This window comes from Lacunimicrobium album, from assembly GCF_052161635.1.
In the GTDB taxonomy this organism is placed as follows: domain Bacteria; phylum Planctomycetota; class Planctomycetia; order Planctomycetales; family Planctomycetaceae; genus SXPC01.
In genome coordinates this window covers 2741159-2763979 of record NZ_CP197413.1, presented here as the reverse complement: position 1 = coordinate 2763979, position 22821 = coordinate 2741159, and the positions used below count along the sequence as shown (strand labels likewise).

Here is a 22821-nt window from a genome sequence, read left to right as displayed (position 1 = left end):
TGATCCAAACCTTACAGAGACGAAACATATTCTTCAGGACTTGGGATGCAGATTCGGCAACAGAATCGTCAACAGGCCAATGAGAGGCAGGAATGAACAGAGTTGATAGACGTAACTGATGCTCGTCTGGTCGGCGAGCCAGCCCAGAACGGCGGCGCCGATGCCACCCATCCCGAATGCGAAGCCGAAGAATAAACCTGCGACCATGCCGACGCGGCTGGGGAGCAATTCCTGGGCATAGACGACTATGGCAGAGAACGCCGAGGCCAGGATCAGGCCGATCGGGATGGTCAGCATTGTCGTCCAGAAGAGGTCTGCATACGGCAGGATCAGTGTGAATGGCAGGACGCCCAGGATCGAGACCCAGATGACGGCCTTGAAGCCGATGCGGTCGCCGATGGGGCCTCCCAGGAATGTTCCGACGGCGACTGCTCCCAGGAAGACAAACAATCGGATTTGAGCTGACTGAACAGAGATGTTGAAGGTTTCAATCAGGTACAGGGTGTAATAGCTTGTCAGGCTCGTCTGGTAGAAGAATTTTGAAAAGATCAGGCAAAGCAGAACAGTGATGGCCATCACGGCTTTCGTCGTCGAGACCGGTGAAGAAACGGCGCGAACAGGTTTTGAAACCCGCTCCGCCAAATGAGCTCGATACCAGGCTCCGACGCGGAGAAGAATGAGAATGGCAGCGACTGCTGTCACGGAAAAGAATGCCAGACTCTTCTGTCCCCAGGGCACGACAATGAAGGCAGCCAGTAAGGGCCCAATCGCTGAGCCTGCATTCCCGCCGACCTGAAACAGGGACTGAGCGAAGCCATGGCGACCGCCCGATGCCAAACGTGCAACGCGAGAGGCTTCCGGATGAAAAACCGCTGAGCCGATGCCAACGAGGGCTGCTGCAAAAAGGATGAGCGGGAAATTGCTGGCGACCGAAAGCATCAGCAGTCCACACAGGGTAATCCCCATTCCTAAAGCCAGGATGAACGGGAGCGGGCGACGGTCTGTGTAGAGTCCGACGATTGGTTGCAAAAGCGAAGCAGTACATTGAAATGCGAGCGTAATCAGCCCGATCTGAGTGTAGTTGAGGGCGTAGGAATCCTTGAGAACCGGATAGACCGCAGCGATCAGTGATTGAACCGTATCGTTCAAGAGGTGGGAGACGCTTAGAGCCACCAGGATGGTGAACGCGGTCACATCTGATGACCGAGAATGATCGTCAATGATGACGGTCGATGTTGGCTCGGCAGAATCCTGTGGATCGTTCAGATCCATTTGTGGTGACGGTACTGTTTCGCTCACGTTTGTTTCGTTCACATTCGACTTGGTTAGAATTTTCCTGGCTGACATCAGAAGGCGTTGCCTGGTTCGCCAGCGGACGTGGAGGACCTCGTACAAAATCAGCCGATCGCAGGGAAGCTTAATGCTGCTGGCGAATTTTCCAAGGGAGAGGAATTCAAAGATCGATCGATCACTCACCTTGGTGGAGGGCTCGCAATCAAGATCGTTCGGTTCTGTGTGCGCGTTCATCGACCGAGAAACCTCCGAATGAGTGCCCGATTTCGGTATCCAGCTGAGGTCCGACTGCTTATCGACCAGTGGAACGATCATTGCTCAATCATTGGCAGGCGATGCAACTGACTCATTCCCTGCCTGTTACCAAGGAGGATTCCATGCCCCGGAATCACGACGAAACCAACGGCGTCTCTCGGCGAGACTTCATGAATACATCTGGAGCAGTGCTCGTGGCTAGTAACGTCGTCAGAAAAGATCAGCAGGTAGGTTTGTCGACTTCTGAATCCCCTGGAATGCCAACGTATTCCGTTGAAGTGGAAATGAAACTGAATGGAGCCTCGCAAAAGGCTACCATCGATACACGCACCACGCTGCTCGATCTGCTACGTGAACGGCTTCATCTGACCGGAACGAAAAAAGGATGCGACCAAGGGGCCTGTGGGGCCTGTACAGTGCATATCAATGGCAAGCGAGTCCTTTCCTGTTTGACCCTGGCGGCGACGGTTCACGGCAAAGAGGTCACGACGATTGAAGGTATTGGTTCGGTTGATGAACTCCATCCTCTTCAAGAGGCGTTCCTGCGCTGTGATGCTTATCAATGTGGATATTGTACGCCCGGACAAATCATGTCGGGCATTGCCTGTATTGAGGAAGGTCATGCGAGCGGGAGTGAAGAAGAGGCTCGCGAATGGATGAGCGGCAATCTGTGTCGCTGTTCGGCCTACCCGAATATTCTGGCTGCCGTTCGACAGACTGCAGGTGTCGAAGAGGCGGTCGATCCCGCCAGTCAGGTGCTCAGTCTTACATCGCAACAGGCACGGGAGGCGGTTTCATGATTCCATTTACTTTTCAAAATCCCGCAACGATTGATGCCGCTCTTCGAGTCGTTCGAACTGAGGACTCGATGCCACTGGCAGGTGGAATCACGCTGGTCGATCTGATGAAAATCAACGTCCTCAAGCCGCGAAATCTCGTACATGTTTCGCCAATTCTCGATAACACGATTCAGATCGCAGGCGACAAGGTAACAATCGGGGCCGCGGTCACCATGGCTCAGCTGGCGGAGAATGAAGAGCTTCAATCGCTGTTCCCTGCCATTCGACATTCGCTCATTCAAGCTGCTTCGCCGCAGATTCGCAACATGGCGACGATGGCTGGCAACTTGCTGCAGCGTACGCGGACAGCTTATTTTCGCCATCACGACCTGCGTGAGCGTGACGACGACGTTCAGCGGGCGGACATGCCGTTTGGAGCAGAGGCTGATACGTCGAGTCTAGCCATCATGGGGCACAATGGTCGCCTTGTCGGGACCTATCCTGGTGACTTTGCGAACGTCTTCGTGGCTTTCGGAGGTGAGGTGAATCTCATTAGTTCGGAAGGGAAACGGACGGTCCCGGCGAAGGACCTTTATCGCCTCCCTGAAAAGGCGATTCAGTACGAGTCGGCATTGAAGCCCGGTGAGTTGATTGCATCTATCACGCTGCCTCTGACTGATGCTGTCCGTAACAGTCTCTACTATAAAATTCGCGAACGCAGCAGCTATGCGTTTGCTCTCGCCAGTGCTGCGATTGGTTTGCAGATGGATGGCACAGGCAGTTCAGCGAAGATTACGAAGGCCAATGTCGCGCTGGGGGGATTGGCACCAATTCCGTGGAACAGCGCCGCCGCAGTGCAAAAGTTGGAAGGTGCCTCCGCGTCTGACGAAACATTCGTCGCAGCTGCGAATGCTGCTCTAGTTGGCGCACAACCGCCTGCGGGAAGCGAGTTCAAGGTTGAGGTGGCTAAGAAGATGCTCGTCCGCGCGTTACAGACGCTGCGCGATGACGGGCCGATGAGCGATGCAACCATCCTTTCCATGCAGCATGGACGTTCTTAACAGACTTCCCAGCCCATTGACCACGATCACAATGACAGGAACGATCCCATGGCTCAAACTGGATTTACGCCCCTGACCTATGATGACACTGTCGGTCAACCGCTCGAACGTCGAGGTGGTCGAGCGAAAGTCACGGGGACCACCCCCTACTCTGCCGAGTGGAAAGTCGACGGTTTGTTGTACGCGATGCCGGTGCTCAGCACGATCGCGCGTGGGAAAGTGGTCCGTATCGATTCGTCAATTGCCGAGTCGATGCCGGGGGTGAAGAGGATTCTTACGCCTGACAATGTTCCTCGCGTCAAGAAGGTCAAGCCAGCTGGGGAATCGAACTTCGGGACTTCCCTCGCGTCGAGTCTAATTCCTGCCGCTGAGCGGGATGTTTATTTCGTCGGCCAATACATGGCGGCTGTGATTGCGGACTCGTTCGAAGTGGCTCGTGATGCGGCGATGGCGGTGAAGCTGGACTACGAAGTATCAGAGCATCAAACGGACGTCTTTCAATCGCCGGCTGATGAGCGCCCCAAAGACCTTCAGGGAGAGCCACCCACGTTTACGATGGGTGATCCAGACGGCGCACTGAAGAAAGCCGCTGTTCAGGTCGATCTCGAATTCAAACTCGCTGCTAATCATCACAATCCAATTGAGCCTCATGCGACGATCGCAGACTGGAAGGAAAAGGATGGCAAACCATTTCTGCGAGTCTATGACGCGTCGCAAAGTATTTCGCTGGGCCAGATGACGCTGGTGCAGATGTTTGAACTCAAGCCCGAACAGGTGCAGGTGATCTGCAAACTGGTCGGCGGGGCATTCGGGAGCAAAGGTCTCATGTGGCCACACTCGATCCTCGCGGTCATGTGTTCGAAGGTCATGCAGGCTCCTGTCAAAATCGCGATCTCGCGTGAGATGATGTATGGCGGAACGGGGCATCGCACACCGATGTTCCAACGTGTCGCGATCGGAACGACTTCAGATGGAAAGATTGAGTCGTTGATTCACTCGGGGTTCGCATCGACCTCGCGTAAAGACGTCTATGCAGAGGCGTTCACGATGCCATCGCGGTCGATGTATGCAACTCCCAATCTGAAACTCGATCAGACGCAATGTCGAGTCGATTCTCAGCTGCCGACTTTCATGCGAGCACCCCCTGAGACTCCTGGTATGTTCGCGCTCGAGGTTGCCATGGACGTCATGGCTGACAAGCTGAAACTCGATCCGATCGAGTTCAGAAAACGCAATGAGCCCTCGATCGACCCGCACAGTAAGAAACCTTACAGCGGGCGTCATCTCATCGAGTGCATGGAACTCGGGGCCAAGCAATTCGGATGGGCGAAACGAAATCAATCTCCTCGTTCCATGCGAGATGGTCACTGGCTGGTCGGGATGGGAATGGCGCCTGCGACGTTTCCTGCGCTCGGGTTTCCGACGGCGGCTCGGGTGACGCTGAAGTCGGATGGTACTGCCCACATTGACTGTTGCTCTCACGAACTGGGAACGGGGACGGAGACCGTTCAATGCCAGCTCCTCTCCAGTCTTCTGGGGATTCCCGTCGAGAACGTGACGATGGATCTTGGTGATTCCACGCTACCTCCGGGCGGAATCTCTGGCGGTAGTTCGACGACCTTCAGTCTGGGCGGAGCAGTGCGGAAAGCTGTGGATGCCTTGAAGTCCAGTCTGATGAAACTGGCCAGTACCCACGCCGACTTCAAATCACTGAAAGTGGATGATGTTCGCTTCGCCGAGGGAAAGCTCGTTGGGACGTCAGCGTCGATCAGTCTTGTTGATCTCTTGAAGCAAGCCAAGAAAGACAGCGTCGCTGAAGTCGGCAGCTTCCAGCCTGGTAAAGACTCGAAGACAGCCAATCACTCTTACGGTGCCCAGTTTGTCGAAGTTTGTGTCGATGAAGATTTCGGCATCGTGCGCATGAGAAGAATGCTCGCCTGTTATGCCTGTGGGACGATCATGAATGCAAAGACTGCCCGCAGTCAATTCATGGGGGCGATGATCATGGGAGTCGGGCATGCCCTGATGGAAGAGACAAAATGGGATCACCATCTTGGTCGCATTACCAACAACAATCTCGCTGAATATCACGTCCCGGTGCAGGCTGATATTCCGAAGATCGATGTCATGTGGATCACCGATCCTGACTTCAACGCCTCGCCCATCGGTGGGAAAGGGATTGGAGAAATCGGAATCACTGGCGTGGCTGCTGCGATTTCAAACGCCATCTACAATGCAACGGGACGACGTTTATACGACCTTCCGATGACTCCAGAGCGATTCCTGAAAGGATCTGCGCATGCGTGAATTACTCGAAACAGCACGCGAAGCGGTCCTGGATGGAGAGATCGTGATTCTCTGCACGGTCGTGCGACTGGAAGGTAGCGGTTACGGTCGCCCGGGTGCCCGCATGGTGCTCACAGAATCGGGCGAACGTCTCGGGTACATCAGCGGCGGCTGTCTGGAGAAAGATCTGCGAAGACGAGTCTGGGCTGAGACGGAGTCAGGACCGAAGCTCCTGGCATTCGACACACGAGGGAACGCGCTTCCCGCGCGGAGTGCTTACAACACGGGTTGTGAGGGAGTCGTTTATGTTCTCGCCCAGCGCATCAATTCTGTCAATCACCCTGCCCTGTCTGTTCCCCTCCGCAGTCAGAAGGAACACACGCCGATTGTGATGGCAACCGTCTATCGAAGTGAGCGTTCCGATATCTCTGCCGGCCAGCATCTGGGGCATCGGGATACGGCAGGCCTTCAGTCTTATAACCTTGCTCATGAGATCCTCGAGTTGCTCGAACCAATCATGGAAGACTGCTGGGAGTTACGCCGATCATCGACAGCAGAGATCACCAGTGAGACTGGTAGTATCGAAGTCGCGCTGGAATATCTGCAGCCTCAACCTCGGCTTATTATCTTTGGTGTCGGCGATGACGTGATGCCTGTTTCGAATCTGGCCGTCACGATGGATTGGGACGTGACAGTCGTCGGAGAACGACCGGAGTTGGCGCATCCAAGCCGATTTCCCAAGGCAACGATTGCCTGTCAGAGTCTCCGTCAGTTCGCAGAGGACTTCGCATTCCGTCCCGGTGACGAAGTTCTCCTCCTGACTCACAACATCGACTCAGATGCTGAACTTCTTCCGATATTGATCAATCGAGATGTGAAGAGTATCGGGTTGCTCGGGTCGAAGCGACGGTTAGCCAAACTGCTTGCTCGAATGCACGAACACGGACATCACCTGTCTGACGAGCAACTTTCATTATTGCGCAGTCCTGTTGGGCTCGACATCGGGGCACAGACGCCGCAAGAGATCGCCGTCTCGATCGTTGCCGAGATTCTCGCTCGACGAAACAAACGCACGAAAACGAGCTTGGGATCGCTGGACCGCCCCCTGCACGAGCGAGAAACTCGTCTGAGGGTCGACGGTACGAACCGACGTCTGCAGCACGTCGAGTTTCTTGCAGAGTCGGCCCAATGAAGACCATTGGCGTTGTCTTAGCGGCGGGGGGCTCGTCGCGATTTGGTTCGCCCAAGCAGTTAGCGGACTGGAATGGTCAGCCGTTGATCGTTCACGCGATTACTCAGTTAGAAAAAGCGGGCTGCGATTCCGTTGTTGTTATCCTGGGAGCTTCGAGTGACCAGATTCGAGACGTGATTGCCCAGGCTGATGCGCAGGTGGTGATCGTTGAGAATCCCGATTGGAATCAGGGGCAGTCTTCCAGTATTCGCGTGGCGTGTGAATCTGTCGGCTGTGACCTGGATGCTGATGATTCCATTCTCATGACTCTGTGCGACCAGCCTCTCATCAGCGTCGATCATTACCAACGGTTGATACGCGAACGCCGATCGAAAGGTGTGCTTGTTGCTGCGACGTCGTACATGGATGGAGCTGGGGTTCCTGCCTGTTTTGGAGTTGGCGCCCTCTCGCATCTGATGCAACTGCGAGGAGATCAGGGAGCGAAGTATTGGATACGTTCTCTTTCACCTTCTGAAGTGATCCTGTTAGAAAATCCCGCTGCGTTGAAGGATATTGATCGACCCTGTGATCTGCACAGCGTTCCGATGGCTGACGATCTCGGAGCGTCTTCAATCAAGCCAGCACGTCTGCATTAATAAGCCATCGTCAATCTTATCTGGGACAGTTCCCTTTTTTTTGATGCGTTGCTGCGTTAAAATCTAAGTGCCAATTGTGAATCTTTTCGGTGTGTCAATCGATTGAAATGAGGGTAGCTCGCATGCGCAAGGCCGGACTTCGACAGAAATCGTCGTGGAAAACCAGTAGACAGTTACAGATCATCATGTGTCTGGTGATTGTTGTTTTGAGTGGTGGCGTTGTTTCTGCGGCGGACGAAACGAAGTTTCGCCCGCCTTCGGTTCCACTGATTGCCTGTGATCCTTATTTCAGTATCTGGTCGTCAGCGGATGCACTGAATCAGGTTGAGACGACTCACTGGACCGGTGCTCCTCACCGGCTCCATGCGTATCTAACAGTCGACGGCCAAGTCAATCGACTGATGGGAGCAGAGCCCAAAGCCGTTCCTGCCATGAAGCAGATGTCGCTGGAAGTTCTGCCGACGAAGACGATCTATCAATTTGAAAACAAAGAGGTCCATGTCGACCTGACGTTCCTCACGCCGGCGTTGCCTGAGGATGTGTTGCTTTTGAGTCGTCCGGTCACCTATGTCACCTGCGCTGTGACATCATTGGACGGGAAAGAGCATGAGGTCCGCTTTCACTTTGACGCAGGCGGGGAATTAGCGACGGATAAGCTGCCTCAGCCGGTCGTGGGAGAGAAGGTTGATTTTGATACTGTCTCTGCGCTTAAGATTGGTTCAAAATCGCAGCAGGTTCTGGTTCGCTCGGGCGACGATCTGCGAATTGACTGGGGTTACCTGTATGTCGCGGTGCCGAAGTCTAGCAATGCTAAACTGCAGTTCCACACGCGGGAGGCTTATCAGCAGGTCCTTGAGAAGCCACAGACAGCGATTTCTTCGGACGTGCAGTTTCCCATCAAGGCGGGAGATGTCATTGCCTCCGCTGTGATCGACTTCGGCAAGGTCGGCGCCAAGCAGGTTCAGAATTATTTGATCCTCGCTTACGATGACATCTATTCGATCGAGTTCATGCACAACAAACTCCGACCTTACTGGCGCAAGGATGGCTGGGTTGCAGCGGACCTGCTGAAGGCGTCTGTTAAGGAATACGCCTCGTTGACGGAGCGTTGCGACAAGTTTGATGAGCAACTCATGGATGACCTTCGGACTGCTGGGGGACAGAAATATGCGGAGATCTGCGCATTGGCTTATCGACAGTGTTTCGCTGCTGGCAAGTTCGTGGCTGATGCCAATGGTCAGCCATTGCAGTTCAGCAAGGAGAACTTCTCAAACGGGTGTATTGCGACCTCGGACATTCTGTATCCAATGGCACCGCAGTTTCTGCTGTTCGGGCCAACGATGACGAAAGCGTTTCTGGCTCCTTTCATGGAATATGCGGCTTCTGAGCGTTGGAAGTTTCCGTTCGCCCCGCATGATCTCGGGACTTACCCGAAGGCAAACGGTCAGGTTTACGGCGGTGGTGAAACGAGTGAACGCGATCAGATGCCCGTCGAAGAAAGTGGCAATATCCTGATTCTTTTTGCGGCCCTGGCGAAGATGGAGAACAATGCAGAATTCGCCAAGATCTACTGGCCTCAACTGTCGAAGTGGGCGGCTTATCTGGAGGAGAAGGGTTTCGATCCGGATAACCAGCTTTGCACGGATGACTTCGCTGGTCACATGGCTCACAATGTCAACCTGAGTGCCAAAGCCATCATGGGACTGGGTGCGTACGCCCTGCTCTGCGAGATGAATGGTCAAGGCGATGAAGCTCAACGCGTACGGAAGGTTGCCAAGGGCTTTGCAGAACGCTGGATCAAGGAAGCCAAAGATGGCGATCATACGCGACTGGCATTTGACCGTCCGGGTACGTGGAGCCAGAAGTACAATCTCGTCTGGGATCGACTGCTTGGGTTCAACCTGTTCCCCAAGGAGGTCTTTGAATCGGAGATGGCGTTCTATCGCAAGTCTCAGAATAAGTATGGCCTGCCACTCGATAACCGTTCGGACTACACCAAGCTCGACTGGATCTTGTGGACCGCGACATTGACCGGTAACGCGGACGACTTCAAAGCACTGGTGGAACCGGTTCACCTGTTTCTTGATGAATCGCCTGATCGTGCTCCGATGGGGGACTGGTACTTTACGTCATCGGCAAAGAAGCAGGGCTTCACAGCTCGTCCGGTCGTTGGTGGCGTTTTTCTGCAAATGCTCTACGACGAAAAGGCCTGGACGAAGTATGCCTCTCAGGATGTCACGAAAGCATCTGGCTGGGCTGACCTTCCAGTTGCACCCGAGATGAAACCGATCGTAGAAACCGCAGAGCGGGCGAAGGTGACCTGGGCGTACACGCTGAGTAAGCCAGACGATCAATGGACTGAAACAGACTTCGATGATTCGTCATGGAAACGCGGCGTAGGTGGGTTTGGAAAGAAAGAGACCCCGAGCGCCATCGTCGGAACAGAATGGTCCGGCAGGGACATCTGGCTGCGACGTGAGTTCACTGTCGAGAAGTGGCCTGAGAATGTCGTGTTGAGAATGCACTATGATGAAGATGTACTCGTCTATCTCAACGGAGTCCAGATCGCTGATTTTACTGGTTGGACCACAGATTACTCGACATTCGAAATTCCACGCGAGCATTTACACGCAGGACGCAATGTCCTGGCAATTCACTGTCGTCAGAAAACTGGCGGGCAATTTATCGATGCGGGCTTTGACTCTGTCGTGCCTGCCAAGTAAACGTGGTTGCAGATCTTTGATCTGAACCATGAACCGATTCAGCAAGTCACGGTCCGATAGCATTGTCTATCGGACCGTTTTTTATTGGTTGAACGCTCGCCCTCTTCCAGTGATGACCGACTAGAACGACAGATTCGTTCTCACACCCACAACGAGTGACGTATCGAGATTTTCCTGTGGCGATGTCAGGACTTGCATGTCTGGCGTGACGTGGCACCACTTCGTGACGGCGATGTCGTAATAGAGCTCGACGCCTTGCCCTGCCTGCAGTGATCCCACGAGGGGGGCGAAGGTGGCTTCCAAGTCGTTGCTGGTATCAAAGTAGTACCAGCCGACGCCGAAGCTATCCGCATGACGCGTGCGAATCGGGCTGTGTCCGCCAACTCCGAAGCTGAGGAACCAGGAGAGTGGATTCGTGGCCTCGTCGCCAATGCCTGCCCGTCCAAACAGTCCCCATCCGAGGCTCGGATCATCAGTGTAGGTATAAAGGTATTGGTCGAAGTTCCAGTACAAGCCCCAGGTCCCCGTTTCGCGGTTGACAGGGACATTGGGAAGAATGATCCGCGGGTCCTGATCCAAAGAGACATACTCACGGCTTGACCAAACTCCGCCGAAGGTCTGATGTCCGGGCATGTCGAAGAAGGTCGTCGGCAGGTGAAGCTCGGTTGCAAGCGTCACGCCATTCTGGAAGAGTTGATCAAAGCCCGCTGTTGTTGTCGTGTCGGTGGCGTTCAAAACGCTGAATGTTAATAACGGCTTACCCTCATAGAGATAGCTGAAACCGGCTGCCAGTGTTGAGTATGGAACAGAGCGTAACAGGATCGGGTTGACGATGAAGCCCACGTTGGAGAACTGAGTTTTTCCCCGGCCATGTGCGAAGTCATTCATGTCCCCATCCAGCGTATCCATCTTCCCCGCGAAGACGGCGAACTCTTCGGAGAGAAACTGCGTGAACAGGACGTTCGTCAGAAAGAGTTCTTCCGAGTTCGAAACGGGCAGTCCCGCCAGCAGGTTCGGCGGCAGCCAGGAACCTGTCGCACCGGCGAGTGACTCACCAAAGCGATGTTCTGCTCGCAATTTGACGAACATTCCCTTGGCACCGGCCAGTTTGTCCATATCAAGCATGGCGACGTAATCGCCGTGACCACCATAACGGAACTCTCGATCGAGACCGCCGGTTGTGTTGCCCATGTAGAACTGGGTCAGGTCTGCTTGAAAAGAGATCCCCTTCTCGGCCAGGGATGTCCGAGCGCCCAGCCAGTCGCCGGTCACCGTATCGCGTGAGCAGAACTCTTCAAAGCACGACAGTTCAGCAACGCTGCCACCGCCGCATTCATTCGTCACGCAGTCCGTCGGCGGGAGGCATGGCTCCTGAGCCATTGCCATCGACGACCATAAAGCCAGACAGGTACCCAGAATTGAATTGCGCATCCGTGCCATTGCTTTGACCACCATTTATGGAAGGTTTTACCCTGATAGGATCGACGTTCTTTGGCAGGAAAACGAGCAGGTCTTGATGAAGGATTCTGAGAGTTGAGATGCATCTGACAGATGTAACGGTTAGTGAAGCTTTTCCGTCGGAAGCCAGTCAAGCCGAGGTGAAGCCCTGAGAACTGCGAGTGACTTAATCGGATAAACGTTGTTGCGCAAAAGACTTATTAGACGCTCTGTCTGTATTCTTGCCTCTTGAATCGTTGATGGATGGGTGTCACAATCAGTCTGTCCAAACGATCACGCGCATCAATCGAGAGAGGAAAGTATGAAAAAGTCGCTCTGGGCCCTTTTGCTAGTCGGTGGAATGCTTCTTTACGGCTCGCAGGCTGTCGCTCAGCAGACTGATCCGAAAGAACTTCAGTCACGGATCGAGAAAGCGATGTCGAATTACATCGCGCTGTTTGATCAGCGGGATGCGGGCAAGCTGGCTGAGTTGTTTACTCCGGAAGCGGAATATATCGATATCGACGGCGTTGTCTTTCACGGACAGAAAGTGATCGAAGGGGAGTTCAAAGCCCTTTTCGAGACCACGCCTCCGGTCAAATTGCAGTTGAATCTGATTTCGATTCGACCGATTGCGGAAAATGTTCTGGTGCATGAAGGAGTTGCTCGCCATCTCAATGAGAAAGGTGAGTTCGTTTCGGGAGTTCATTACTCGGCGACTCATGTTCGCGTGGGTGACAAATGGCTGATGGCGAGTGTGCGTGAAATTGAGCTGGAGGGAACGACGCCGCATCAGCATCTGGAGACGCTCAGTTGGTTATTAGGGGCTTGGCGCGAAGAAATGGGCGGGACAGCGACTTCGACCACATGGAAATGGTCGGAAGATGAGCAGTTTCTGCTGGCTGATTTTGTATTGCAAGATGTGACGGGTGTGGCGATGAAAGGCTCGCATCGCGTTGGATGGGATGCAGGGGCCAAGCAGTTTCGGTCGTGGGTGTTTGATTCGACGGGAGGTTCTGCGACGGGCTTGTGGAGTGTCAGTGACGAGGGCGTCTGGTCGGTGAATCTGTCTGGCGTGGATGCTATGGGCGTTGGATATAGTTCACTTCTGACCTATCGAGGTGATGGCGCCGATGGATTGATCATCTCTCAGGAACTACGGACCCGAGGTGGGGAGACATTGCCGGGAATGACTCATCGTGTCGTGCGTCAACCGCCCGAACCCGGGCGTGCGGCGTCGCGATAACTGGTTTTGACTTGGTCTGTCCTCAGCTTCTGACTGGTCGAAGCAGCTACTCATACATTCAAGGATTCAGGACATGAAACGCGCTGTGTGGCAGAATGGTTTAGTGGCGTTGTTATCGAGTTTGATGATTGTTTCGCCAACATGGGCGATTGGAATTCGTGGAGGCGGTGGTGGCGGGGGAGGATTCCGCGGCGGTGGCGGGGGTGGCGGATTTCATGGTGGCGGAGGCGGGGGTTTCCATGGCGGGGGAGGCATGCCGTCAGGTGGATTTCGTGGCGGTGGCATGCCGAGTGGGGGTGGGCGTTCTGGTGGAGGGTTCCATCCGAGCATGCCGTCTGCTCCCTCCCGACCACAAAGCCGACCATCTCGACCCAGCCAACCGTCTCGACCGAGCCTGCCATCTGGGAATCGACCTCAAGGTGGCGGTTCTATGGGTGGCGGCGGATCGCGAATTGGGGGACTGCCAAGTGGCGGCAATCCTGTGCATCTGCCGAATCAAGGCGCAGGTGGAATCAATAACGCGAACCGCCCTCAACTGCGACCTGATGGAGGAATCAATCGTCCGGATCTGGCTGGTGGCGGGAACCGCCCTGCCCAACGTCCCGGGGGCAATGGGCCTCGTCCGAATCTGCCAGACAACTTTCCTTCGCAACGTCCTGACTTTTCTGGTCGTGGGCCAGGAGGAGGTCTTGCAGGGAATACCAGACCAGGTTCGGATGGTGGAAGTCTTCCGGGCTTAGGTCCAGGTCCCTCTCGTCCCGGACAAGGTGGCTCGGGAGAGAGGCTGCCGTTTGGGAGTCGTCCAGGAGAAGGTGGCGCTGGTGAGCGTTGGACGCCGGGAACACGGCCGGGGCAAGGAGGAGCAGGAGAACGTTTGCCTGGTTTGAATCCTGCCGGTGGTGGTGAGGCTGGACGCTTCCCAAATACTCGTCCTGGACAGGGTGGGTCTGGAGAACGCTTTACTCCAGGAAATCCGAATTCGATACCGGATCGACATCAGGATCTGGCGAACCGATTTGATGATATGCAGACTCACTGGGATGACTCTGACTGGCATCATCAGCAATGGACAGGTCCCAATGGAACCGACGTGAATCATGTCGGATTCTGGGGTCCGAACGGTTATTGGGGACACACGGGTGCCTGGGGACCAAACGGCGGTCATTGGGGGCATACGACCGGGATCGGTGAAAATGGTGCGTACGGTCGAACGGTCGGCTGGGGGCCGAATGGGAATGTCTGGAGACATGGTGGCGCGGTCGGGCCGAATGGTGCGTTTGGCTATGCGGGCTACTCAGGACCAGCGGGGCATTGGTCTCGTAACTGGGGTGGTTGGTACAACGGCTATGCCCCTGCCTGGGGCTATGGTCGCTGGAACTACTTGTGGGATGAGTACCCTGTCGCGATGGGGTTTGGAGCGACAATGTGGGGGATTAATGCGGTCAATTACGCGTTTGGTCTCGGTGGCTATTACAACCCTTACTACACGCAACCTGTGTATGTGGGCGATACCCAGATTACTTACAATCAGCCGATTGTGGGAGATCCGAGTTATGACACTCAGGCTACCCAACTGGCGAGTGTGGACACAGGGGCTGATAGTACGACCGCTGTGAAGACTGACCCTGTGACGGAGAAATTTAATGCGGCTCGGTCGTCCTTTTATCAAGGCGACTATCAGCAGGCGTTGACGCTGACCAATGATGCGCTGGCGGTTGCTCCCCGGGATGCAGCGATCAATGAGTTTCGTGCGTTGTGCCTGTTTGCTCTGGGGCAATACCAGGATGCTGCGGCGACGATTCATGCCGTGCTGGCTGCGGGGCCGGGATGGGACTGGACGACGTTGATCAGTTTGTATGCAGACTCGAATGCTTACACGACGCAGTTGAGATCGCTGGAGACTTACGTCCAGGGACACCAGCAGGATGCAGGACCGATGTTTCTGCTGGCTTACCATTACATCACGGGTGGGCATACAGATGATGCAGTTATTGTCTTGGAAGACGTCGTCAAGTTGCAGCCGAAGGATCAGCTGTCGGCTCAGCTGGTGAAGATGTATGCCAAGCCAGCGGATGCTGAACCTACCGCGTCGGGTAAGGAACCTGACTTCGAGAAACCCGCTTTTCCAATGGAGAAGATCTATGGGGACTGGACTTCGAAAACAGCGGATGGAGATTTTGAAATGACGCTCAGCGATAAGGATGAATTCACCTGGTCATTCTCGCGTGATGGCAAGCCGCAGACGGTGTCGGGGGCTTATGTTGTGCGCGGTAATAATCTGGTGATGCAGCCTGATTCGGGTGGCACGATGCTGAGCACGATCGCACTGAAAGACGACAAGACGCTCGACTTCCAGCCGATTAACAATGGTCAGAAAGTCGTGTTTACGAAGTGATGGAATAGGAGGTGCAGGTGAGTCGGGAGCGACTCATCTGCCTGTCCTGAATGTCATCGATTACTGGTGCAGTGATGCTGTCTGGTGTTGTGCGAGGACATCTTCAAGTTCACTGACTTCAATCGGCTTGGAGATGAATCCGACCATGCCAGCGGCGAGGCAATCTGCCTTCATGGAATCGAGGACGTGAGCTGTCATCGCGTAGACGGTGGCCTGCTTTCGGCCTGCTGTGTGGACGAACGAGTTGTAGTGCTTCATGGTCGTCAGGCCGTCCATTTCTGGCATTTCGATATCCATGAAGACCAGATCGAACTGTCGATCTTCGAGAATCTTCAATGCCTCAGCTCCACTCGATGCGATCTCAACATCCTGGCCAAACCATTCCAGAATTCCCTTCGCGACTTCCAGGTTAATGTCACTGTCATCGACGACCAGGATCTTCAGCGGGGGATGATCACTTTCGATGATTTGTTCTGCCGGAGTGCTGTTTTCTTCCGAGATGGATCGTGACTTCAGAGCATCTGTGATTGCGCGGTAAGTGATTGGCTTTTCAAGGATGGACGTCACTCCCATTGCTCGAAGTTCTACGAGGAACGTTTCAATACCTGCTGGCGCGAGAATGACGAACGAGGAAGGCGAGATGCCTGTATGGGAGATGAGTTGCTGGATTGACCGGACGGCAGAGGCTGGCTGTTGATCGAGGTCGAACAGGAGCGTGCACTGATCGCCAAAGTCTGGCAGCATCGTGATGGCCTGGGCGAGTTCGAAGCTGTTAGCGCCGAGTACGTTGAAGCCAAAAGACGGGAGATCCTCTTCGTAAGTTCTCAGCACATCGAGCCGTTCGCTGTACACCAGGCAGGAGTTTGAATGTGAGACGCAATGAGTGGTAAACAGGTCCGAAGAATCCTGCTGATCGTTGCTCAGCGAGATGACAAAATGGAACTCGCTGCCGATTCCCGGTGTACTCTCCACCCAGATTCGACCATTCATCAATTCGACCAGTTGCGAGGAAATTGACAGCCCCAGGCCGGTACCGCCATATCGACGGGTGACCGATGCTTCGCCCTGATCGAACGGACTGAAAATGCGCGCCTGGACGTCTTTGGGAATTCCAATTCCGGTGTCTTTGACGATGACGTGAATCGACGTCTGAAATTGGTCAGATGATTCCTGAAAGACTTCGACTCCGACCGATCCTGAGGAAGTGAATTTCATGGCATTCCCCAACAGATTGACAAGGATCTGGCGAAGCCGGTTGGGATCGCCGATCAGTCGTTGCGAAACATCAGGCCTGATGCGGCAATTGAGATCGAGCGATTTCTGTGCTGCGGTCGCAGCAAACAGGCGCACGGCATCGATTACCGAGTCATGAAGATTGAAGGGAATGGAATCGACTTCCATTTTGCCAGCTTCAATTTTGGAGAAATCGAGAATGTCGTTGAGGATGATGAGGAGAGACTTTGCTGAGCTGCGAACGGTTTGCAGGTAGGTCTGCTGTTGTCGATCAAGGTCGGAACGCAGTGCAAGTTCGGACATGCCGATGATGCCGTTCATGGGCGTGCGGATTTCGTGACTCATGGCGGCGAGGAAACGGCTCTTGGCGTTGTTAGCTTCTTCAGCGATCTGCTTGGAGACAACCAGCTGAGACTGGGTTGTGCGCAACTCCGATGCGACGCGTTCGAGTTGATCATTGGAGAGTGTCAACTCCTCGGCTCGTTGCTGGAGAGCAGTGGTTCGTTCTGCGACACGATGTTCGAGAGTCAGGTTCAACTGTTCGAGTTGTGCGAAGCCTTCTGCGTTTTCGAAGGCAGCGCCGGCGAGGTTGACGATGAATTTCGCGATCTTCTCTTCGTCGGCACCGAAGATGTGCTTGCGGCCTTTATGAGAGCCGACAAGGCAGGCGACGACTTCGTTTCGAGCGAGAATGGGAGCCACGATTTCGGAGACGGGGAGTTCCAAACCGGTGTCGAGATCGAGCGGGATTCGTGAAATGACCGTTCGTTGCTGCACGGCTTTCTTAATCAGATCGTCGTCAACTCGTGATTCGCTGGACGGTTCCGAGGCGAAGTTTGTGATGTCTCCTTGCTCATTGACCCAGACGATCTTCACAGACTCACAACGGAGCAAGCGTTTCGCTGCGGATTCTGTTTCTGAACAGATGACATCGCGCGACAACGCGGACGAAATGTTGCGTCCGGACTGCATCAGTGTTTCAAACCGGTCGACCAGTGACAGCGAGTGAACACCCGAGCGATGCTGAGTGACATCGAGTTGACCAAACTGTCCTTCTGAAAAGCTCGCTGGAATCGGCCCGGTTAACTGATCAAGGTTGGACCAGCCGAACTCTTTGGCGATGCGCAGCATTTCTGCCTGAGTGTGAGCAAATTCGAGTCTGGCTTGCTGTCGAACAGCGATCGTGATGCTGGCCTTGATGGCTCGTCTGGCGCGTCGGGAATGTCCTGACATGGCCTCGACGAGAGCGAGTTCGCGATACAAGTGGGGCAACTCGTTTCGAAACCGCCAGGATTGTCCAAGAGCAAATCGTAAGCTTCGCAGTGCTCGTTTCAAACACTGCTTTCTCTGCGACGGGTTGAGGGCGGTCTGAGATTCGGCCGTCATGCGCCAGGCGGTTGCGAGCCAGGAGTAGACGGGCATGGTGTAAGGATTCGCGACTCCTGCCTTCTCGATATTCATGGCCGTCACTCTGAGCAGTTCGCCAGCCTGCTGGTGATCTCCGCGTTTGACTAACTGGACGGCGCGCGCGAGTGTCACCTGGGCCTGACCTTGTGCATCAGGTCGAACGCGCGCGACCTCGGCGTCGAGGATAGATTCCGGGAGACGATCGATGGCGCAACGCGCCCAGACATCCAGGATGATGCCTGATGCCTGTTCGTCGCCGAGCATCATGCCGGATGAGTAGTTACGTCGACATTCTTCGAGCGCAGATTCGATATCCCCGAGTCGATAATATGCGGCGGCGATCTGATAACGGGCAATGTGAACCTGCCAGAAATCGCCTGTTCGTTCCAGGATCTGAACAGCGCGTCGACATTTCTCGATGCACTCTTCGTATCGGGCGGCGGCGTAGTAAATGATTCCGTGAAAGCTCAGTGACTGGCCTTGTCCCCACAGGTCACCTTGCCGGGTACGAATCTGATACGAGCGTTCGACATACCAGATTCCGCGCTGGAACCAGCCCATGAGCAGCATTGCGGGTGCATGGTCGGAATAAGCCTGAGCGAGTTCGCTGCTGGGAAGAAACCGCTCCCCGAAGTTCATGCCTCGCATATGCGCACACAGACAGCGGACGACACTCCGGCAGTACCAGTAGCCGTGCGAGAGTTCGCTGTGCAGACGCATGATCAGGCGTTCGCGCTCGTTGGGTAACCGTTTTTTCTGATGGACAAAGACGGAGGGGAGTATGGTGTGCAGAAACTGCGTCATCACTCCGAGAGCAATGGCGATTGATACTCCGAGCTTGCCCTTGGGAAATGGACGACCGAGGAGCTGAAGTGCGGCTTCGAAGTCTTTAGCGGCGCCTTCCATGTCGCCACGCTTTTTGTTGAGCTCACCTTGCATTCCGCGCACTTCTGCCTGGGCTTGTGTTCCCAAGGTCCAGCGAGATGCTTCGTGTAGCATTTTCTCAGCGGGGCCATACTTGCCACGCAGCATGAGGACTTCGCCGAGATTTCTGGTGATCGCAAAGCGTTTTTCGTTTGAAGCGTAATTCATGCCACGATAGGCGATGGCGTATTGCTGTTCTGCGACTTCGAGGGCATGTCGCGAATGAGCGAAATTGGCTGCTTCGAGTGCATAGGGTAAGGCCTGTTCGCTTTCCCCGGCTGCGTCAAAGTGATAAGCCAGTTCGGCTGCTCGCTCAGGGAACTTCAGACTCAGGAATGTTGCTGCGTTTCCGTGAAGTTGTTTTCGGTCCTGGTCACTTAAGAGTGACAGGATCGTTTCTCGAACTTTGTCATGGACGAAGGAGCAAGTTCCATCCAACACCTGGCACCACAGCAGGTGACGTTGTCGTGCATCATTGACGGCTTCGATGGCATCGGATTTCGAGAAGCCCGCCAGTTCCATCGCTGCCATCAGATCGAAGTGGCTTCCGAGTACGGCTCCGATGGAGAGAAGGCGACGCGTGTCGGGTCGCAGTTGAGACATCCGCTGAGAGAGGAATGCGGCTGCATGCGAAGACGATCTTGCTTTGACGATTTCATTGACATCGACTTCCCAGCCGTTGGTTCCTGGCAGGAGTGCCTGCGATTCCACAAGGCCGTGGAGAATTGCGCTGGCCATGAACGGGACGCCGTCTGCCAGTCGGATGATCGTTTCTAAAGCCTGTTTGGGTAATGGCCCGGCCATCGACTCGACGAGTCTCTGGACATCGTTTTCTCCAAGCGGTCCCAACTGAATGTGGGCATCGGGAGTGATTTTGCGCAGCGCATCCGTCGGCGCAACTTCTTCTTCTCGAAAGATCACCACGAGTTGGACGAAGTTCTGTAGTGACTGCTGCGAACTGTGTTTCATTTTCCAGCGCTGGAGGAGACCGTAAACCAGATCAGCGGCCCATTGGCAGTCGTCGAGAATGACGACTGCGGGACAGGCTTTGCTGCCTAAGGCATCGAGAAACGCAACCAGGGCGGCCAGGGTTCGTGACTCACCGGCTGGGCTGGAGTCTTCTCGATCGGTTGTTTCAGCATCCAATAATTTCGCCAGTCGTGGCAAGGCCTTGGCGACGGTGAATCGCTGTTCCTGCAGGGCGTCGATGATGGTGGCTGCTAATTTGGGATTTGTCCGGCAGGCGGTTTCGAACCCGGTTGCGATACCTTCCAGTAATTCAAATGGCGATGAAACGGCATCAGACGTCGCCTGTCCGCGGTAGACGCTTATGCCGTGTTGTGTTGCGCGCGTTGTGAACTCCAGCGTCAGTCGCGATTTGCCGAAGCCTGACTGTCCTTCCAGAAACAGTAAACCAGCCTGGCCGACTTGAGTACGCTGAATGACGGTGTTGAGTTGATCGAGCTCTTTGGTCCGCGCGACGAACGATGGTTGCAGCAGGGACTTGCGATAGTCGCTGGCCCCGATCGAGACGTCGGGATCGGAATCTCCTGTCGCCAGGGCCTCAAGAAGCTGGCGGACGTCGTCAGCCATTGCTCGGGTCGATTGGTATCGTTCCTGCTGCTCGCGGCTCATGGCACGCTGGATGATTTCATCAACGGCCCGGGGGACGATGACGCCGAGTTCCCGAAGTTTGGGAACCTGCATGGTCGCCTGTCGAAGCAGCAGCTCGTTGAGAGTAGTTGCCTGGTATGGTGTTCGTCCACTCAAGCACCAGAACAGTAGGCAACCGACGGCATAGATGTTGGAAAGCTCAGTGAAGGCATCATCGATAACACCGGATTGTTCGGGAGGAATGCATTCGGCCAGTTGAAGGAAGTGTGTCGAATCTGCATCGAAGGAAGACAGGAACAGCGAGGAATCAATCGAGTCGATGGCAGCGAGTCGGATCTGTACGTTCGCGCCATCTTCACGCAGATAAACATTCTCGGGGCGGAGGGATCTTGGCACGATGCCATGCTGATGGAGTGCATGAGTTGCTTTAAGAATCTGCTCGACAATTTGCAGGGAATGAGTCAGCGAAAGGACGCCGCGGGTGAATCGTGTCTGCAAAGTTTCCGAGGCGTCAAATTCGTAAACAAGCCAGAACCAGCCCTGCTCTTCTCCGCTATGCAGCAACTCTGCAAGATTGGGATGATGGATATCTGACAGCGCCTGGATCTCGTGCTGAATCTGCAGCAGCAGGACTGGCGAGATTTCTTGAGGATGCACGACCTTCATGAGAACTGATCGACCAGTCTGTCGGTCAAGTCCATGGCGTGTACTACCGGTCAGGTCAGTTGAGGCGACATCTTGGACTTGAAATCGATTGTCTGAAATCGATAAGGGGGCCTGCAGGTGCGGTCGGCCCTGTGCGCTGTTGATCTGAGCTTTTGGGTTATCAGGGTACATGATTCGGCTGAGATCGTATCAGTCACCATTCTGTGGCATGCATTGGCCACGAAACGATGTGCAGTATGGCTGGTCTTTGAAGAGGACCAGAGCTCATTCGTTCTCTTCTTAAGATGTAGCTCGCAAACTCATCCCATGTTGCCTTCTGTCATCGTGTTCTCCAAAAACAACGTCCCTTGGAATCCGGTCAACTCACGTAATTTTCTTAATTCGCACATCCGGTATTACCCTCAAGTTGCGACAGTTGAGCAAGAAGTTGTTGACAATCAGAAGAATGTGCCCAATCTATACGACCATCATTATTTGCATATCTGAGACATCTTGTTATTCACGAAAGGTGCAGTGTTCATGGGAGAGTTTATGCAGACGGACGAGTTCGACATTGACAGCTTTCTCTCCGTCGATGTGAGAGCATTTACTGATGCCCTTGCAAGCCTTGAGCGTCGTATCCCCGCTGGTCAAATTCCTCAAGATGACGAATTTCTCCGGGAGTTGACGGTGGCGTTCCATCGCTCACGCGATGCCTGCGAGGCGGCTGAAATTGCGATCGGGTCGAATACCGACTTATTGAAGGAGATGCAAAGCAGGTTCCGTGATGCGATTGCACCGTGGTTCGACCAGAGCTGGTTCATGCAGCGAGCCAAGGTCAAACCTCGTGGCTATCCGGGCGACTATCTGATGCTCTCTTCCATCTATGATGGCCAGACCAAGTCGACGGGCATTGGCGGGTATCTGGATCTGTATTTCCTGAATACGGATCTGGCTCGAGGCGTCTGTACTCGTCTGGCGAATGTCAAGCAGTTCATTCAGGAAGAAGCAGCCAGCCGATCAGCTCGCTTTTCTGTCCTGAACGTTGCGTGCGGCCCGGGGCGCGAATATACACACGATTTCGTGGCTCCTGAGGGAATGACGCTGACTTGCGTCGACTCAGACGATACTGCCATGGAATTTCTGCGTGAAAACGTTTCAGCAGAGAATGCCAGCTCGCTCGACCTCAACTGCGTCAATTATAACGCCCTGAAGATGACATCTTCTCAGAAGAACATCGAGCGTTTCGGCGAAGTCGACATGATCTACAGCGTCGGGCTGTGTGATTACATTCCTGATCGCTACATGATCCGTATGCTCAATGGGTGGCGAGAAACGGTCGGCGAGAATGGCGTGGTCTATGTTGCGTTCAAGGATTTCCTGAAGTACTACCCTGCTGAGTACCAGTGGCACGTTGACTGGTATTTCTATCAGCGAACCGAAGGTGACTGTCGCAAGCTGTTTGCAGACGCCGGCTACAATGTCGACGAGATGGAAATGTTCCGCGACAGCAGCGGTGTCATTATGAACTTCATCGCTCGTGAACCTGCGATTGCACGCAACCGCTTTCATGCTGCGGAAGGACTCCGTGGTCCACACATTCCCAATGTGGATTCGGAACTCTCCGAGGAAGATGTCGAACTGACAGAAGGTTAAGGCTTCGGGACGTTGAGAAATCAGCGTTCGTCTCAAATGA

General features: G+C 54.5%; 12 protein-coding genes. 9 read left to right on the top strand and 3 right to left on the bottom strand.

The genetic code is table 11. The annotated features are described in order from the left end of the window. Positions 1–33: 33 nt before the first annotated feature. Positions 34–1299 (bottom strand): MFS transporter, encoded by a 1266-nt coding sequence (locus SH248x_RS10985; protein WP_459554317.1) that lies wholly within the window; start codon positions 1297–1299, stop codon positions 34–36. Positions 1300–1670: 371 nt separating this feature from the next. On the opposite strand from SH248x_RS10985, the gene SH248x_RS10980 reads away from it, so the two are divergent. From SH248x_RS10980 to SH248x_RS10955, 6 genes are all read left to right on the top strand, one after another. Next, the gene (locus SH248x_RS10980; RefSeq protein WP_459554316.1) at positions 1671–2348 is read left to right on the top strand and encodes a (2Fe-2S)-binding protein; all 678 of its coding nucleotides are present in this window, start codon (positions 1671–1673) and stop codon (positions 2346–2348) included. Continuing rightward, the gene (locus SH248x_RS10975; RefSeq protein ID WP_459554315.1) at positions 2345–3388 is read left to right on the top strand and encodes an FAD binding domain-containing protein; all 1044 of its coding nucleotides are present in this window, start codon (positions 2345–2347) and stop codon (positions 3386–3388) included. The genes SH248x_RS10980 and SH248x_RS10975 overlap by 4 nt, the downstream gene beginning before the upstream one ends. Positions 3389–3436: 48 nt before the next feature. Further along, positions 3437–5695 carry a xanthine dehydrogenase family protein molybdopterin-binding subunit gene (locus SH248x_RS10970; protein WP_459554314.1) on the top strand — a complete coding sequence of 753 codons (2259 nt, stop codon included), beginning with the start codon at positions 3437–3439 and terminating at the stop codon, positions 5693–5695. Further along, entirely contained in the window at positions 5688–6866 is a 1179-nt protein-coding gene (locus SH248x_RS10965) for an XdhC family protein (protein WP_459554313.1), read from the top strand. Before SH248x_RS10970 ends, SH248x_RS10965 begins: the two co-directional genes overlap by 8 nt. Next, the gene (locus tag SH248x_RS10960; protein ID WP_459554312.1) at positions 6863–7501 is read left to right on the top strand and encodes a nucleotidyltransferase family protein; all 639 of its coding nucleotides are present in this window, start codon (positions 6863–6865) and stop codon (positions 7499–7501) included. Before SH248x_RS10965 ends, SH248x_RS10960 begins: the two co-directional genes overlap by 4 nt. Before the next feature lie 122 nt (positions 7502–7623). Beyond that, a complete protein-coding gene (locus SH248x_RS10955; RefSeq protein ID WP_459554311.1) occupies positions 7624–10224 on the top strand; it encodes a glutaminase family protein in 2601 nt (866 codons plus the stop codon). A 120-nt stretch (positions 10225–10344) separates the two neighbouring features. On the opposite strand, the gene SH248x_RS10950 is transcribed toward SH248x_RS10955, so the two are convergent. Then, positions 10345–11655 (bottom strand): carbohydrate porin, encoded by a 1311-nt coding sequence (locus SH248x_RS10950; protein ID WP_459554310.1) that lies wholly within the window; start codon positions 11653–11655, stop codon positions 10345–10347. A 328-nt stretch (positions 11656–11983) separates the two neighbouring features. Here SH248x_RS10950 and SH248x_RS10945 point away from each other — a divergent pair, with 328 nt between their 5' ends. Further along, positions 11984–12907, top strand: coding sequence for a YybH family protein (locus SH248x_RS10945; protein ID WP_459554309.1), 924 nt, complete (start codon positions 11984–11986; stop codon positions 12905–12907). A 73-nt stretch (positions 12908–12980) separates the two neighbouring features. Beyond that, the gene (locus SH248x_RS10940; protein WP_459554308.1) at positions 12981–15302 is read left to right on the top strand and encodes a tetratricopeptide repeat protein; all 2322 of its coding nucleotides are present in this window, start codon (positions 12981–12983) and stop codon (positions 15300–15302) included. A gap of 60 nt (positions 15303–15362) precedes the next feature. On the opposite strand, the gene SH248x_RS10935 is transcribed toward SH248x_RS10940, so the two are convergent. Next, positions 15363–21317, bottom strand: a complete 5955-nt coding sequence (locus SH248x_RS10935; RefSeq protein ID WP_459554307.1) for an ATP-binding protein — start codon at positions 21315–21317, stop codon at positions 15363–15365. A gap of 348 nt (positions 21318–21665) precedes the next feature. Here SH248x_RS10935 and SH248x_RS10930 point away from each other — a divergent pair, with 348 nt between their 5' ends. Further along, entirely contained in the window at positions 21666–22781 is a 1116-nt protein-coding gene (locus tag SH248x_RS10930) for a hypothetical protein (protein ID WP_459554306.1), read from the top strand. Positions 22782–22821 lie beyond the last annotated feature (40 nt).